Raw genomic sequence first — 16,300 nt, 5'->3', positions numbered from 1 at the left:
GATCTCGCGCCGCAGGGCGTCGGGAGCCTCGTCTTAGGGTATCGAACCGACCTTGTCGGACATGCGCCCTCCCGATGCGCGTCTCGCTTCATCAACGTCCATCCGCTGCCGCCTCGGGCTCAGCGCACGGCGACCGTAGCGGTCGAAGCGGCGCGTTCCACCTGTCGTGCCGGCGGAAGCGGGGCGAGGTCTGCGGCGTTCGGCCGCCGTGGCGGCAGGACCGTCGACGCCGGAGAGACCGAGGCGGTGAGCTCGGCGCCGCTGTCGAGGTCGTAGACGTCCGGGCGGAAATGCACGAGCCCGTCCGGCGTGGCGTAGGCGGTCAGATAGACCCACGCCACCGGCACGGGCTTGGCGAGCCGTACGTCGAGCCGCTTGCCGATGGCTATGGCGGCGTCGATCGCGGACCGGTCCCAGGCCTGCATGTCCTCCGGCCCGTTGCCGGCGAGGAGCCAGGTGGCGAAGTCCCGGACATCGGAGACGCGCACGCAGCCCGAGGAGGCGAATCGCAGGCTCGCGCTGAACAGGCCCTTCGACGGCGTGTCGTGCATGTAGACCGAACGGCTGTTCGGCATGTCGATGCGCAGGCTGCCGAGCGAATTCTGCGCGCCCGCATCCTGGCGGAGCGTGAAGGCCGCCGCCTGCGTCGTGCTCCAGTCGATCGCGGCGGGATCGATCTCCCTGCCGTCCTGGTCGAGGATGCGGATCTTCGCCTTGGCGAGATAGGCGGGATCGCCCTGCATCTTCGGGATGATATCCTTCCTGACGATGGAGGACGGCACCGTCCAGGTCGGATTGAGATTGACCGCGGTGATGCGCGTCTCGAGGGTCGGCGAGGGCCGGTCCGGCTTGCCGACGACGGCGAGGTAGCGGCGCGAGACGCGCCCGCCCTCGATCGCCTCGACCGCCGCGCCGGGAATGTTGACGACGACGTGGCGCTGGCCGAAGCCGAAGGCCGTGTTCGCCGCGCGCACAGCGGAGGCGTTGAGCTCACCGTAGCGCACGATGGCCGCGACGTTGAGCGCCTGCAGCGTCAGGGGGCCGACCGCGCCGGTCTGTTCGAGCCCGTGACGCATCTGGAAGTGCTTTACCGCCGCTTCCACTGCGCCGTCGTAAGCATCACCCGCGAGCACGTCGGGCGGCAGGTCCCCGGTGACCGCGAGGCGCCGCTTGAGCACCTCGACCGCCGGCCCCGAGGCACCCGGTGCCAGCCGGGTGCCGGCGGGCACCAAGGGCCAGCCGCCCGCCTCGACGATCGCGAGATATTTCTCGGCCGCCGCCGCCGTCAGGGCGGCGGTGTGCGGCGAGAATGTCGGCTGCGGATCCTGCGTGATCAGCGTCGTCTCGCGCACCGTCGCTGCAGCGCCCGCCGGCACGGCACCCTGCGCGATGCCACCGGCAGAACCGCCGGCGGAGGCAGCCACGGGTCGGAATTGCCGAGCCGATGCGGGCCTGGCCGATGCAGCGTTGGCTGGTGCGGTGTTGGTCGGTGCGCCGTTGCTCGGCGATGGCGCGGTCGCCGGTTCGACGATCCCGGTCGGCGGCGCGTCCTGGGCAGTCGCGAGGGCGAACCCGCCTGCGATCAGGAGGGCAGCGCCGAGGAGGATGGGGCGGGACGCAGGGACCATCACAGATCGACCGGAACGCGGGACGCGACGCAACGCAGGGCGGCACCTGCCGCCGCCGTCCACAGATTCCCTCACGAGAATGGTTAACGTCCCCCAAAACATCGGGCGAGCCGCGGCGCCCGCCGGGCGGTCATTCGTCCACGACGACGATGTGCAGGCGGCGCGGCCCGTGCGCGCCGAGGAGGAGCACCTGCTCGATGTCGCCGGAGCGTGAGGGGCCGGTGATCATGTTGACCGTGCGCGGCATGAGGCCCTTGCCTTCCTTGAAGCGCACGCGGCTCCACACCTCCTCGTAGTCGCCGATCACGTCCTTCGCGGAGACGACGACGATGTGGTTGTCGGGCAGGAAGTTGAGCGTCGTCGGGTTGTCCTCGCACGAGACCAGCACCAGCGTGCCCGACTCGGCCACGCCGGCGAAGGCGTGGCTGACGCCGTTCAGGTCGTGCCCGTCGCTCGGGCCGACGGAGATTTCGAGCGCCGTCTCGCCCCACGGCATGGCGGCGAGGCGTGCGTCGGCACCCCGGCGCAGGGTCGCGGGCAGGTTGTGGCGGCGCAGATAGGCGGCGACTGCGGCCGGGACGTCGGCGGCCGAGGGGACAGCCTCGACGGTGGCTTGCGCGGCTTCGGCCATGGCCTTGAAGAGTGTGACGCGCTCCTCCGGCGGCAGCTGCCCGCGCTTGGGAACGACGCCCCTGGGCGCCCGCTCGATGCGCTCGTCGACGGCGGCGATGCGCGGGGCCTCGCGGCCGGTGACGCCGAGCGAGCGGCGGATATTGGCGAGGATCTCGTCACGCGCGGAAGTCATGTCGCTTTGCTCGGGTCGAGGGTTCGGGTCAATCCGATGATGGACACCGGCGGAGCGAAGACTAGCTCGCCCGCCTCGTGCGGCGCTCCTTGCGCCAGCGCTCCTGGAAGGTGGCGCCCTGGGGCGCGGGGAAATCGCGGTGCTTCGTCCAGCCGCTCGCCCCCGGCAGCCAGCGGAAGCGGCCCTTGGCGCGGCCCATGAGGGCGAGGCCGTGCATGGCGAGGCTGGTCGCGAGGCCGTAGAGCCGCGGGTGACGGGCGAAATAGCCCCAGAACGCCATGCCCGAGCGCACGGTTGCCGGCGTCAGGTGCCGCTCGAATTCGCGCTCGCGCCAGTGCCGCATCATCTTCGGCAGCGGAATGCGGACGGGGCAGACGCTCTCGCAGCGGCCGCAGAAGGTCGAGGCGTTGGGCAGGTGGCCGGCCTTGTCGACGCCGATGAGCGTCGGCGTCAGCACCGCGCCCATGGGGCCGGGATAGACCCAGCCGTAAGCATGGCCGCCGACGGCGTGATAGACCGGGCAGTGGTTCATGCAGGCGCCGCAGCGGATGCAGCGCAGCATGTCCTGGAAGCTCGTGCCGAGCATGGCCGAGCGGCCGTTGTCGATGAGGACGACGTGGTACTCGCCCGGCCCGTCCGGGTCTCCCGGTCGGCGCGGGCCGGTGGAGAAGGTGGTGTAGACCGACATGTCCTGGCCCGTCGCCGAGCGGGCGAGCACGCGCAGGATCTGGCTCACGTCCTCGAGCGTCGGGACGAGCTTCTCGAGCGACGCGAGGACGATGTGCGCCTTGGGCAGCGTCTGCGTCAGGTCGCCGTTGCCCTCGTTGGTGACGATGATGGAGGTGCCGGTCTCGGCGACGAGGAAGTTCGCACCCGTGATGCCGACGTCGGCCTCGAGGAAGCGCCGGCGCAACACCTGGCGGGCCTCGCCGAGCAGTGTCACCGGCTCGGAGAGGTCGCGGCTCTTGTCGAGGCCGGTGTGCACGCGGCGGAAGTCCTCCGCCACCTGTTCCTTGGTGAGATGCACCGCCGGCGCGATGATGTGCGAGGGCGGCTCGTTCCTGAGCTGGATGATATATTCGCCGAGGTCGGTCTCCACCGGCTCCATGCCGAGCGCCTCGAGATGGGCGTTGAGCCCGATCTCCTCGGCGATCATGGACTTGCCCTTGGTGACGGTCTTCGCCTGAAGGCGCGTGCAGATGGCGGCGATGACGTCGCGCGCCTCCTCGGCGGTGCGGGCGAAATGCACGTGGCCGCCCGCCGCCGTCACCGCCTTCTCGTAGCGCTCCAGATAGAGGTCGAGGTGGGCGAGCGTGTGGTTCTTGATGTCGCGCGCGGAATCGCGCAGCGCTTCGAACTCCGGCAGCCGCTCGGCCGCCTTCAGCCGCTTCTCGATGAAGCCGACGCGCACATTGCCGAGCGCCTTCTGCAGTTGCGCATCGGCGAGGGCGCGTGCGGCATTTTCCTTGAACTTCGGGGAGGTGGCGACGAGCGTCATGGCAGGTGCGCTCCGGTGACGAGGCGGGAAAAGGAACGGGCAGCGACCTTGCTCAAGGTCGCTGCCCGTCGGCCTTGGAGGCGGTTTGCCGCTCCCCCTCTGATCTCGCATCCGGTGCGCGGCCGGCCCGTCGGGCGGCTCGCAACGATCACACCGAAAGCTAACGCAATCTCCGTGCCAGGCGCAGGTATCAGCGTCGGCTGCCGGATGCGCGTGTCCGTTGCGTCAGAACTGCCCATCATGGATGCAGCACGGACGTCGATGCCCAGCAATTGGGCTTTCGTCGGGGGGAGCGGAGGAGAGGGCACAGCGAGGACTCGCAGGGGCATGTCGAAGAATGGGGGTCAGCGGGCCTTCGCCGCCGGCACGCCGATGGGTGGCTCGTCGGTCATGCCGGCGAGCACCTCCGCCACGTGGCGCACCGCGACGGTCTTGCCCCGTCGGGACAGCTTGCCCGCCATGTTCATCAGACAGCCGAGGTCTCCGGCGAGCAGGGTGTCGGCACCGCTGTTCTCGATGTTCTCGGCCTTCTTCTCGACGATGGCGTTGGAGATGTCGCCGTACTTGACCGAGAAGGTGCCGCCGAAACCGCAGCAGACGTCGTTCTCCGCCATCTCGACGAGAGTCAGGCCCTCGACGCTGGCAAGGAGCGTGCGCGGCTGGCGCTGCACGCCGAGCTCGCGCAGGCCCGAGCAGCTGTCGTGGTAGGTGACGCGGCCCTCATAGCGGGTGGCGACCTTGGAGACGCCGAGCACGTCGACGAGGAAGCTCGTGAGCTCGTGCGTCTTGGCGGCGAGCCGGTCGGCCTTCGGCAGCCAGTTGGGATCGTCGTGGAAGAGCTCGGGATAATGCGCCCTGATCATGCCGGCGCAGGAGCCGGAGGGAGCCACGACGTAGTCGTAGGGCAGGAAGGCGTCGATCACCTGCTCGGCGACGGCGCGTGTCGTATTGCGATCACCGGAGTTGTAGGCGGGCTGGCCGCAGCAGGTCTGGACCGGCACCTCCACGATGCAGCCCGCTTCCTCGAGGAGCTTCACCGCCGCGAAGCCGACGGACGGGCGCATCAGGTCGACGAGGCAGGTGACGAAGAGGCCGACGCGGACCTTCCGCTCGCTGGTCGGCGCGTCGCTTCGTTGTGTCTGATCGGTGGCAGCTTCTTCGGACATCGTCACGTCCCGGTGGTGGCGCGGCTTGTCCCGCGCACGGCTGAAGACTGTCGTTGCCGCGCGCCGGGGTGGCCGCGCTCGGCATGGCGTTCGAGGCGCAGCTGCGCCACGCTCTCGCGTGCGGCGATGCGCTCGGCCTCGGCGAGCGAGGCACGCACATAGTCGATGTGGGCGCGCGCCGCGGCGCCGGCCGCGGCCGCATCGCGCGCCAGGACCGCCTCGACGAGGGCGCGGTGCTGGGCGAGGAGTGCGTCGCGCGCGCCCGGAAGCTGATAGAAGCGCTCGCGCGAGTAGAAGATGCCGTCGGCGAGCAGCCGGTAGCAGGCGCGCATCACATGCATGAAGACGACGTTGTGCGTCGCCTCGGCGATGGCCGAGTGCAGCTCCACGTCGAGCTCTGCCTCGCGCCGCAGGTCGCCGGCGTCGTGCGCCTCGACCATCGCGGCGAGGATGTCGGTCAGGATGAGCCGATCGGCCTCGGTCGCGCGTTCGGCCGCATAGGTCGCGACCACGGCCTCGATGTCGCGGCGGAACTCGACGTAGTCGGCCTTCGCCTTCGCATGGGTGCGGAAGAGGCCGAACATGGGCTCGCCGAACATGGGCCCGACCACGTCGGCGACGAAGGTGCCGCCGCCGTGCTGGGCGGTGGTCAGCCCGCGCGCCTCGAGCAGCTTCAGCGCCTCGCGCAGGATGGGCCGCGAGACGTCGAGGCGCTCGGCGAGCTCGCGCTCGCCCGGCAGGCGCTCGCGCGGGCGCAGCACGCCTTCGAGGATCAGCGCCTCGATCTGGTGCGCCACGGCCTCAGCCTTGCTTTCGTGGGCGATCTCGCGGAACGTCATGTGGAGCCCTTCTAAAGAGCGCCCCAAAAGTGGTCAACTTTTTTATCCAGTTCGTCCCCGGATCCTCCGAGGCCTCGCACCATGCGCGGATGCGGGGCGGGTTGCGGGTGGGCGTCTCGAGCTCCGGGGGGAGGGCACGGCGATGAACGAGACGAACCGGCCGCTGACGCCCTCGGTCGCCTCGCTCGCGGCGCATCCGCTGCGCGAGGCCGTGCTCGGCGAGGTGCACGCCCGTCCATTCCTGCCGGTGGCGACACCGGCACGGCTCCTGCACTTTGCTTTCATGACGGATGTGGCTGCTGCCGCCGGGGACCGCGCCCGGCTCGGCGCGCTCTGCGCCGCGCATGGCAGGCCCGGCCCTCTGCCGGAGGCGAAGCATCATCACGTCGTGCTGCCCGGCGGCGCGCTGCGTTGGGAGCAGCACAGCGAATTCACGACCTACACCTGGGACGTCGGTGGGCGCGACCGGGCGCCCTTCGAGCGGTGGGCCGCCGGGCTTGCCGCGCCCATGTTCGCGCTGTCGCAGCCCGGGCCGCTCCTCGTGGCGGCCGACCTGCAGCTCATTGCGGAAGCGGAAGGGCAGGCACTGGAGGATCTCTTCGATCCGGCCTCGCTCGCCGCCTCGCTCGTGGATGACGGCGCGGCGGTGGCGGCGACGGATTTCCGCGTGGGCGGGGACGGCTTCGTGCGCCTCCTCGTGCTCGACCGCGCCCTCGGCCCGGCCCGCGCCGGCGCCCTGACCCAGCGGCTCCTCGAAGTTGAGACCTACCGCACGCTCGCCCTGCTCGGCCTGCCCGAGGCACAGCGCCTCGGGCCCGCGGTGAAGGCGATCGAGGACGCGCTCACCCGGATTGCAGGGGCGATGACGCAGGGCGAGGGGGTAATGGCTGACGCGCGGCTCCTCGACGAGCTGACGGCGCTCGCCGCCAGGCTCGAGGCGGACGCCGCGGCATCGAGCTATCGCTTCGGCGCGGCGCGCGCCTACGACGGTATCGTGCAGCAGCGGCTCGTCGCCATCCATGAGCAGCCCTTCGGCGGTCATCCGACGCTCGCGGCCTTCCTGGCGCGGCGCATGGCGCCGGCCATGCGCACCTGCCTCATGCTGGAGGAGCGGCAGGCCAACCTGTCACGCAAGCTGACGCGTGCGGCCAACCTCCTGCGGACGCGCGTCGATGTCGCCATCGAGCACCAGAACCGCGACCTGCTCGCCGCCATGAACGAGCGCACGCGCCTGCAGCTGCGTCTGCAGCAGACGGTCGAGGGGCTGTCGGTGGCAGCGATCAGCTACTACGTCGTCGGCCTCGCGGGCTATGTGCTGAAAGGCGCCAAGGATGCCGGTGCGCCGCTCGATCCCTCGCTCGGCACGGCGCTCGCCGTCCCCCTCGCGGTGCTCTTCGTCTGGCTGGTGGTGCGGCGGATCCGCAAGCATCACACGGCGGAATAGGCCTCCACCCGGCGTATCCGCCCGTGTGCTTCACGCACCGGCCGCAAGCTTGAGGCCGGCGTCCCAGTAAGGTGTCGGGCCGTAGAGGGCGGCGAGGAAGTCGACGAAGGCGCGCACCTTCTGCTCGAGATGGCGGCGGCTCGGATAGACGGCATAGACACCGAGGCGGCGCGAGCCGCCGTAGCCCGGCAGCACGACCGCGAGCCGCCCCGCCTGCAGCTCAGGTCCGATGTCCCAGGTCGAGCGCAGGGCGATGCCGATGCCGGCGAGCACGGCCTCGCGCACCACTTCGCTGGAATTGGTGCGCAGCGGCGCCTCGATGCGCACGGTCTCCGGCCCGGAGGGGCCTTCGAGCCGCCAGTGGTCGGTGTTGTGGGCGATGAGTGTGTGGCGGGCGAGATCCTCGATCGTCTTCGGCACGCCGCGCTTGGCGAGATAGCCGGGCGTGGCGCAGAGCAGGCGGTGGTTGGGCGCGAGGCGCTTGGCGACGAGGCTCGAGTCGGCGAGGTCGGCGATGCGCACGGCGAGGTCGAAGTTGTCCCCCACCACGTCGACAAAGGCGTCTGAGAGCACGAGGTCGACGGTGACGGCCGGATGGGCGTCGAGGAAGCCCTTGAGATGGGGCGCGATGTGCATGCGCCCGAAGGAGGTGGGCGCCGAGACGCGCAGAACCCCGCGCGCCATGGCACTGCCGCGCGCCACCCAGGCCTCCGCCTCCTCGACGCTGGCGAGGATCGACACCACACGCTCGTAGAAGCCCTGCCCCGCCTCTGTGAGGGCGATCTGCCGGGTGGTGCGCTGAAGGAGGCGCACGCCGAGCCGCTCCTCCAGGCGCCGGATGCGCTTCGATATGACAGCGGGCGACAGGCCGAGTTCGCGCCCCGCTGCCGACATGCCCTTGGCTGTCACCACACGCGCGAAGACGTCGAGGTCGCCGAGATGGTCCATGATTCCTTCCATTTTTTCCGACGCGGAAACAATCTTCTAGCCTTTCGCCGCGCTGTAAACGGGGATGGTGATCCGCTAGATTGGAGCGGTTCGAGCCTTCCTATCCGCAGCGCGGCACGAGTCTCGAAGCAACGCCCCGAGGGAGCGCAGCCATGACCGCGATCGCCTTTCCGGCCCCTGATGCGGGCGTGCTCGCGCGGCGCGAGGAGATCCTGGCGGGTCTCGCCGCGCTCCTGCCGGCCGACGCGCTCATCACCGACGAGGACGAGCGTCGCGCCTTCGAGACCGACGCGCTCACTGCCTATCGTCGCGTGCCACTCGCGGTGGCGCTCCCGTCGACGACGGAGGAGATCGCAGCGGTTCTGAAGTTCTGCTACGAGCACGGCGTGCGGGTGGTGCCGCGCGGGGCGGGCACCTCGCTCTCGGGCGGCGCCATTCCGCAGGAGGACGCCATCGTCCTCGGCGTGTCGAAGATGAACCGGGTGCTGGCGATCGACTACGCCAACCGCACCGCGCGTGTCGAGGCCGGCATCACCAATCTCGCCATCAGCGACGCTGTGGGGGCGGAGGGGTTCTTCTACGCGCCCGACCCGTCGTCGCAGCTCGCCTGCACCATCGCCGGCAATATCGCGATGAACTCCGGCGGAGCGCATTGCCTGAAATACGGCGTGACGACCAACAACCTTCTCGGCGTGACGATGGTTCTGCTCGACGGCAGCGTCGTCGAGATCGGCGGCGAGCACCTCGATGCGGCAGGCTACGATCTGCTCGGCCTCGTCTGCGGATCGGAGGGGCAGCTCGGTGTCGTCACCGAGGCGGTCGTGCGGATCCTGCCGAAGGCGGAGGGGGCGCGGCCCGTCCTTCTCGGCTTCGACGCCATCGAGACGGCGGGGGCTTGCGTCGCTGCCATCATCGCCGCGGGCATCATTCCGGTCGCCCTCGAGTTCATGGACAGGCCCGCGATCAAGGTGTGCGAGGCCTTCGCCCATGCGGGCTATCCGCTCGACGTGGAAGCGATGCTGATCATCGAGGTCGAGGGGGCGGACGCCGAGATCGACGACATGCTGAGGCGCATCGTCGCCATCGCCGAGCCCTTCGGCCCGAAGGCGCTGAAGGTGTCGCAATCGGAGGCCGAGAGCACGGCCATCTGGAAGGGGCGCAAGTCCGCCTTCGGTGCCATGGGCCGCATTGCCGACTATCTGTGCATGGACGGCACCATCCCCACCGGGCAACTGCCGCGCGTGCTGAAGCGCATCTCGGAGATCTGCGCCGGCTACGGTCTCGGCGTCGCCAACATCTTCCATGCCGGCGACGGCAACCTGCACCCCCTCGTGCTCTACGACATCAACAAGCCTGGCGAGCTCGAGAAGGCGGAGGCCGCCGGCGCCGACATCCTGAAGCTCTGCGTGGAGGTCGGCGGCTGTCTCACGGGGGAGCACGGCGTCGGCATCGAAAAGCGCGATCTCATGCGCCACCAGTTCGACGAGGTCGATCTCGCCCAGCAGATGCGCGTGCGCGGCGTCTTCGATCCGGGCTGGCTGCTCAACCCGGCCAAGGTCTTTCCGCTCGAGGGGAGGGTGGCAGCGTGAAGCGCACTGTCGGACAGATGGGGCGAGGGAGCCTGGGCAAAGCGCCATGATCGTTCACACGCCCACCTCCGAGGAGGAGGCCTGCACCGCGATCGCCGAGGCCATCGTCCGCCGCACGCCGCTCGCCATTGTCGGCGGCAGCACGAAGGACGGCATCGGCCGGCCGGTGCAGCATGCCGCGACGCTCACCTCCGCGGCGATGACCGGGATCACGCTCTACGAGCCGGCCGAGCTCGTCGTGTCGGCACGGGCTGGAACGTCGCTGCACGAGCTGCAGCGGACCCTCGCGGCCGAGGGGCAGATGCTCGCCTTCGAGCCCATGGAACACGCGGCCCTGCTCGGCAGCGACGGCGAGGCGACCGTTGGCGGCATCGTCGCCGCCAACATCTCCGGGCCGCGGCGCATCGCGGCCGGAGCCTGCCGCGACAGCCTCATCGGCCTGCGCTTCGTCAACGGCCGCAGCGAAGTGGTGAAGTCCGGCGGCCGGGTGATGAAGAACGTCACGGGTCTCGACCTCGTGAAGCTCCTCGCCGGCTCGTGGGGCACGCTCGGCTTTGTCACGGAGGCGACCTTCAAGGTGCAGCCGTGCCCGCAGCGCATGGCCACCATCATCCTGGAGGGCCTTGATGACGAGCGGGCGATCACCGCCCTTTCGGCCGCGCTGGGCTCGCCCTACGAGGTCACCGGTGCCGCTCATTTGCCGGCAAATCTCGATGACTCGCCGGCCCGGACCGTGTTGCGCCTCGAAGGCTTTTCCTTCTCGGTCGACCATCGTCTCGCTGCCCTTCGCAGCCTGCTGCGCCCCCATGGCGAGGCTGCTCTCATGGAGGGCGAGGCGGCCGAGACCCTGTGGCGTGACGTGCGCGACGTGCGCTTTCTCGCCGAGCCGCGAACGAGGGCGGTGTGGCGCATCTCCACCGCGCCGTCGCGCGGGCCGGCGCTCGTTGCCGCGATCGCGCGCGTGCTCGACGCGCGGTGGTTCTTCGATTGGGGTGGCGGGCTCGTGTGGCTCGCGACCGACGCCGCGGGCGATGCAGGCGCAGCCGCCATCCGCGCCGCGGTCGCGACGGCGGGTGGACATGCGACGCTCGTGCGCGCACCCGTCGAGGTGCGCGCCGCCGTCGATGTGTTCGAACCGCAGAGTGCGGCCGTGCAGCGTCTGACGCTCGGCATCAAACACGCCTTCGATCCGGAGCGCATCCTGGAGCCCGGCCGCATGTATGCGGGAGTGTGACGGCAAGCCATGCAGACGAACTTCCGCCCCGAGCAGCTCGCCGATCCGCAGATGCGGGAGTCGGAGAAGATCCTGCGCACCTGTGTGCACTGTGGCTTCTGCACGGCCACCTGTCCGACCTATCTCCTGCTCGGCGACGAGCTCGACAGCCCGCGCGGCCGCATCTACCTCATGAAGAGGATGTTCGAGCGCGGCGAGCCGGCGACGCCCCAGGTGGTAAAGCACATCGACCGCTGCCTCTCCTGCCTGTCCTGCATGACGACCTGCCCTTCGGGCGTGCACTACATGCACCTCGTCGACCATGCGCGCGCTCATATCGAGGAGACCTACCGCAGGCCCTGGCACGACCGGCTGGTGCGCGGCCTTCTCGCCGCGGTCCTGCCCTATCCCGGCAGGTTCCGCCTCGCCCTCGCGGCGGCGAGGATCGCGCGACCGTTCAAGGCCTTCGCCGCCGCGCTGCCCGCCGTCGGCCCGCGCCTTGCCGCGATGCTCGACTTGGCCCCCGCGCGCCTGCCGCCACCCTCCTCCATGCGGGGGCCGCGCGTCTTTTCTGCCGAAGGCGAGCGGCGCGCGCGTGTCGCGCTGCTCACCGGCTGCGCCCAGCCGGTTCTCGCTCCCGCAATCAACGAAGCAACCATCCGCCTCCTGACCCGCCACGGTGTCGAGGTGGTGCTGCCCGAGGGTGAAGGATGCTGCGGCGCGCTTGTGCATCACATGGGGCGCACGGCGTCGGCGCATGCTTTCGCGCGCCGGAACATCGACGCCTGGATGTGCGAGGTCGATGGGCAAGGGCTCGACGCCATCCTCATCACGGCCTCGGGCTGCGGCACGACGATCAAGGACTACGGCTTCATGTTCCGCGGCGAGCCGGCCTATGCCGCCAAGGCGGAGCGCGTCGCCTCGCTCGCCAAGGACATCAGCGAATTCCTGGCGACGCTGCCGCTCGCAGCTCCCGTGCGCGAGACGGGCCTCGTGGTCGCCTACCATTCCGCCTGCTCCATGCAGCACGGCCAGCAGATCCGCGAGGAGCCGAAGAGGCTCCTGAAACAGGCCGGTTTCGTGGTGAAGGACGTGCCGGAGGGGCACATCTGCTGCGGCTCTGCCGGCACCTACAACATGCTGCAGCCGGAACTCGCGGCGCGGCTGCGGACGCGCAAGACGGACAATATTGCACGCACCGGCGCGGCAATCGTCGCCACGGGCAACATCGGCTGCATCGCGCAGATCGCCAAGGGTTTCGCCGAGCGCGGCAGTGACGTCGCCGTGCTGCACACGGCCGAGCTTCTCGACTGGGCCACCGGCGGGCCCGAGCCCGAGAACCTCAAGTATCTCGGCGCTGCGGCTCGCCCGCCGGCCGGCCCCTTGCCGGTCGGCTGACGCTTCGCCAGGGGCTTGGGCACCCGCGCGCGAGGCAAGGCGTGGGAGCTGCAACCGGACCGTCCCCGGCGTCCATCGCTCCCCGCAATGGCCGACCGTCGCGCCTGCCGCCGTCGGTTTCAGCTCCATCGTTGCAATCTCTAGGTGCTCATGTGATGAATACAACTATTGCTTGTATTCATTCATGGGGACTTCGATGCGATGGGGCGATGCTCGACACCTATTGCCGGAGATGGCAGGGGCTGCGGAACGGGAGGTGCGCGAAAGGCGAACGGTCGCTCCGGCGGGGGACAGGATCTCCCGGCGGGTTCTGCTGTTGCTCCTCCTCCTGATCGTTTGCGCCGGGCTCTACGCCTGGCTGCTGCATGCGACCGACACTCCCGGGCGAGATCCCGTCAATGGCGTCGGCGTGTTCACGGGCCTCGTGGCCGCCATTGCTACGGCAGCGGTCGCCGGCGGTCTCCTCGGCTTCCTGTTCGCACTGCCGCAGCGGCTCATGCACGAGGAGACGGAGAGCGCCGCCGCCGGGGCGACTGGCGACATGAGCGAGGGCGCGAAGGCGCCCATCGACGGGGGCGGCCCGCAGGGTCCGGCATCCCGCGCGGGAAGGGCCACGCGTCCGCGCCGCATCGGCGCCGATCTGCAAGCGCTGTCGGCCTGGCTCATGCGCAGCGTCATCTGCCTTTGCCTCATCCAGGTGGCACTGATCTACATCCGCTATGCGGAGACGGCTGCCGAGGTCGCGAGACGTGTGACCGGCGGCACGGCTCGGGGAGGCACCGTCCTCGTTCTGCTGTCGCTCGGCGCGCTGGTCTGCGGATTCCTGCTCGTGCATCGTTCGGCGCGCCAGGACCCGTCCCGGGCACTCCGCCTGGCGGAAACGACTGCGCTGCCCGCGCCCGTCCCGCCTGACGTGCAGGGGGAGCCGGCGCCGGCGAACCTCGTCGACCTCGCCCGCGCCCGATCCGACGGGCGACGGGCCGCCTTGCGCATCGTGGTCTTGGAAGATCGGGCGGCCGGCCTGCCCGCCGGGGCGGGGCAAGCGCCGCGGATGCCCGGTGCTTCAGGATCGGCATGGGAGCACGACGGCGGCCGCGACCTCTTGAGCTCGCCGCCGGTGGCCACCACCTCGAAGCCGGGCGATCTGGACGATCCCTTTCGCCCGCTCGACCGCCGCCGCCGGGACAATCTGCGCGAGGCCAAGGCAATCCTTGCCAGCCTCCGCCGCTAGGAGGAGCCGGGGGACGACCGGGGGCGCTGACCCGTGAGCTCCATGCGGCTCCTTGTCTTCCGCCGCCCCACAGCTGACCGTACCGCAACCACCGTGCCCAGGGGATCGTGCGCTCGCGCTGTGGGGCGATCCGCCTCATGGTGCTCTCGCCTCTTCTGGCGTGCCGGCCTTCCCCGGTGCTTCGCGCCGCGGGTGCCGCCATCTTTTCCATTCTGCCAACGCTCCTCGTTCATCACACCACGTTGCGGAAAGAACATGAGGCGGGACAATGGGCCAGCATTTGGGAGAAGCACCATGGCTGCCTTGCAATCCGCCGCATCCGACGTCGTCCTCACTGGCAAGTCGGGCGCGCGCTTCGAGGAGATCCTGAGCCCGGCGGCGCTCGCCTTCCTCGCCGACCTGCACCGCCGGTTCGACGCGACGCGCCGCCGTCTGCTCGCCCTGCGCGCCGAACGGCAGAAGCGTTTCGACGCCGGCGAGATGCCGGATTTCCTCGCCGAGACCAAGCATGTGCGCGAGGGTGACTGGCGTGTGGCTCCCATCCCGGCCGACCTGCTCGACCGGCGCGTGGAAATCACCGGCCCGGTCGACCGCAAGATGATCATCAATGCGCTGAACTCGGGTGCCAAGGTCTTCATGGCCGACTTCGAGGACGCCTCGTCGCCGACCTGGGCCAACATGGTCGAGGGCCAGATCAACCTGAAGGATCGCTGGCACTGTTCGCTCGACTTCACTGATCCGGCTTCCGGCAAGCACTACGCGCTCTCGACCAAGCCGGCGGTCCTCATGGTGAGGCCGCGCGGCTGGCACCTGCTCGAGGAGCACCTGCACATCGACGGCGAGCCGATCGCCGGCGCACTCTTCGACTTCGGTCTTTATGCCTTCCACAACGCCAAGGCGATCGTCGCCCGCGGGGCGACGCCGGCCTTCTACCTGCCGAAGATGGAAAGCCATCTCGAGGCGCGGCTGTGGAATGACGTCTTCGCCCATACGCAGGAAGCGCTCGGCCTGCCGCGCGGCACCTTCAAGGCCACCGTGCTGATCGAGACGCTGCCGGCCGCTTTCGAGATGGACGAGATCCTCTACGAACTGCGCGACCACATGGCCGGGCTCAACTGCGGACGGTGGGACTACATCTTCTCCTTCATCAAGCGCCTCGGGAAGAACAAGGCCTTCCTCACGCCCGACCGCTCGGCCATGGTGATGGGCAAGGCCTTCCTGCGCGCCTATTCGCTCCTGCTCATCAAGACCTGCCACCGGCGCGGCGCCTTCGCCATGGGCGGCATGGCGGCGCAGATCCCGGTCAAGAACGACACCGCCGCGAACGAGGTCGCCTTCGCGAAGGTGCGCGCCGACAAGGAGCGCGAGGCCGGCGACGGGCACGACGGCACCTGGGTCGCCCACCCCGATCTGGTGCCGGTGGCTATGGAGGTTTTCGATCGGCTCATGCCCTCGCAAAACCAGGTCAACAACCTGCGCGAGGACGTCGAGGTCACGCGCGAGCAGCTCCTGCAGGTGCACGAGGGTGTGCGCACGGAGGCGGGCCTGCGCGAGAACATCCGCGTTGGTGTCCAGTACATCGAGGCGTGGCTGCGCGGACGCGGCGCCGTGCCGCTGTACAACCTCATGGAGGATGCGGCGACCGCCGAAATCAGCCGCGCGCAGGTCTGGCAGTGGCTCCACCACGGCGCGACGCTCGAGGACGGGCGGGTCGTCACACCCGATCTCTTCCGCAGCGTCATGGACGACGAGATGGCAAAGGTGCGCACCGCCGTCGGCACCGCCGCCTACGATGGCGGCCGCTTCGCCGAGGCGACGAAGCTCTTCGCCGAGATGTCGCTCGCGCAGGACTTCGCCGAGTTCCTGACACTGCCCGCCTATCGCCTCCTCGCCTGAACAAGGGGCGACCCTGACGGTTGGTCAGGCGGTAGGGCCAACGCCTTCGCGTGGCGAGCGCGAAGGCGTCAGGACTTCCGGCCGTGCGGGAAAAGCGATGCCCCCGGCGCTGCGTCCATCGCACGCGCCGCCGCAAATGAGCGCGTGCCGCCCTCAGGCCTTCGCCGGCTCTTTCGACTGCCCCGCCTTCTTGGCGGGCGATTTCGTCGCCGCCGCCTTCGGCTTCGCCGCACTCTTCGCGGCAGGTGCTGCCTTCGGCGCCGCCGCCTTGGCAGCGGCTGCCTTCGCCGCCGGCTTGGCGGCCGTGGCTGCGGGTGCCTTGGCCCCTGCAGTCTTGGCGGCCGCCGCCTTCGCCGTGGTCGCCTTGGCAGCCGTGGGCTTGGCGACCGCCTTGGCCGTCGTCGCCTTCGCGGCGGTCGTCTTGCTCGCCGGCGCCTTGGCGGCCGTCTTCGCTGCACTCTTGGCGGTCGCCTTCGCAGGCGTCTTGGCGGGCGTCTTGGCGGCAACCTTCGCGGGTGCCTTGGCAGCGGGCTTGGCCGCGGGCTTGGCCGCGCTCGCGGCCGGCTCTGCCGCGGCAGCCTTGGGCGTCGTCTGCGCCGGAGCCTTCACGGAAGTTTTCGCGGATGTCTTCGACGCGGAAGCCTT

The 16,300-nt window shown here is 69.9% G+C and carries 13 protein-coding genes; 6 read left to right on the top strand and 7 right to left on the bottom strand.

The features are described from left to right. Positions 1-119: 119 nt before the first annotated feature. The 5 genes from QNA08_RS06710 to QNA08_RS06690 all read right to left on the bottom strand — a co-directional run bounded on the left by QNA08_RS06710 (position 120) and on the right by QNA08_RS06690 (position 5,936). Complete coding sequence (locus QNA08_RS06710) at positions 120-1,424, bottom strand: L,D-transpeptidase family protein (RefSeq protein WP_283739914.1); 1,305 nt, start codon at positions 1,422-1,424, stop codon at positions 120-122. 334 nt (positions 1,425-1,758) lie between these two features. Continuing rightward, positions 1,759-2,433, bottom strand: coding sequence for a LutC/YkgG family protein (locus QNA08_RS06705; RefSeq protein ID WP_283739913.1), 675 nt, complete (start codon positions 2,431-2,433; stop codon positions 1,759-1,761). 61 nt (positions 2,434-2,494) lie between these two features. Further along, positions 2,495-3,931 carry a LutB/LldF family L-lactate oxidation iron-sulfur protein gene (locus QNA08_RS06700; protein ID WP_283739912.1) on the bottom strand — a complete coding sequence of 479 codons (1,437 nt, stop codon included), beginning with the start codon at positions 3,929-3,931 and terminating at the stop codon, positions 2,495-2,497. Positions 3,932-4,275: 344 nt separating this feature from the next. Next, positions 4,276-5,097 carry a (Fe-S)-binding protein gene (locus tag QNA08_RS06695; protein WP_283739911.1) on the bottom strand — a complete coding sequence of 274 codons (822 nt, stop codon included), beginning with the start codon at positions 5,095-5,097 and terminating at the stop codon, positions 4,276-4,278. Between the two features lie 2 nt (positions 5,098-5,099). Beyond that, a complete protein-coding gene (locus tag QNA08_RS06690; RefSeq protein ID WP_283739910.1) occupies positions 5,100-5,936 on the bottom strand; it encodes a FadR/GntR family transcriptional regulator in 837 nt (278 codons plus the stop codon). Positions 5,937-6,078: 142 nt separating this feature from the next. Here QNA08_RS06690 and QNA08_RS06685 point away from each other — a divergent pair, with 142 nt between their 5' ends. After that, positions 6,079-7,380: a DUF3422 family protein gene (locus tag QNA08_RS06685; protein WP_283739909.1), complete on the top strand. Its 1,302-nt coding sequence runs from the start codon at positions 6,079-6,081 to the stop codon at positions 7,378-7,380. A gap of 30 nt (positions 7,381-7,410) precedes the next feature. Here QNA08_RS06685 and QNA08_RS06680 read toward each other — a convergent pair whose 3' ends face one another. Then, entirely contained in the window at positions 7,411-8,328 is a 918-nt protein-coding gene (locus QNA08_RS06680) for a LysR family transcriptional regulator (RefSeq protein ID WP_283739908.1), read from the bottom strand. Between the two features lie 152 nt (positions 8,329-8,480). Here QNA08_RS06680 and QNA08_RS06675 point away from each other — a divergent pair, with 152 nt between their 5' ends. The 5 genes from QNA08_RS06675 to aceB all read left to right on the top strand — a co-directional run bounded on the left by QNA08_RS06675 (position 8,481) and on the right by aceB (position 15,655). Further along, positions 8,481-9,917 (top strand): FAD-linked oxidase C-terminal domain-containing protein, encoded by a 1,437-nt coding sequence (locus tag QNA08_RS06675; RefSeq protein ID WP_283739907.1) that lies wholly within the window; start codon positions 8,481-8,483, stop codon positions 9,915-9,917. A gap of 46 nt (positions 9,918-9,963) precedes the next feature. Further along, a complete protein-coding gene (gene glcE, locus QNA08_RS06670; RefSeq protein ID WP_283739906.1) occupies positions 9,964-11,151 on the top strand; it encodes a glycolate oxidase subunit GlcE in 1,188 nt (395 codons plus the stop codon). A gap of 9 nt (positions 11,152-11,160) precedes the next feature. Further along, positions 11,161-12,528, top strand: coding sequence for a glycolate oxidase subunit GlcF (gene glcF / locus QNA08_RS06665; RefSeq protein ID WP_283739905.1), 1,368 nt, complete (start codon positions 11,161-11,163; stop codon positions 12,526-12,528). A 316-nt stretch (positions 12,529-12,844) separates the two neighbouring features. After that, a complete protein-coding gene (locus QNA08_RS06660) occupies positions 12,845-13,759 on the top strand; it encodes a hypothetical protein (protein WP_283739904.1) in 915 nt (304 codons plus the stop codon). A gap of 294 nt (positions 13,760-14,053) precedes the next feature. After that, positions 14,054-15,655, top strand: a complete 1,602-nt coding sequence (aceB, locus tag QNA08_RS06655; RefSeq protein WP_283739903.1) for a malate synthase A — start codon at positions 14,054-14,056, stop codon at positions 15,653-15,655. A 153-nt stretch (positions 15,656-15,808) separates the two neighbouring features. Here the strand turns inward: aceB and QNA08_RS06650 are convergent, their stop codons facing one another. Then, positions 15,809-16,264, bottom strand: a complete 456-nt coding sequence (locus QNA08_RS06650; protein WP_283739902.1) for a hypothetical protein — start codon at positions 16,262-16,264, stop codon at positions 15,809-15,811. Positions 16,265-16,300: the final 36 nt, after the last annotated feature.

This window comes from Chelatococcus albus (assembly GCF_030067675.1).
Lineage (GTDB): Bacteria > Pseudomonadota > Alphaproteobacteria > Rhizobiales > Beijerinckiaceae > Chelatococcus_A > Chelatococcus_A albus.
Note: the sequence above shows the minus strand (reverse complement) of the source record. Positions and strands in the feature narration are given on the sequence as shown.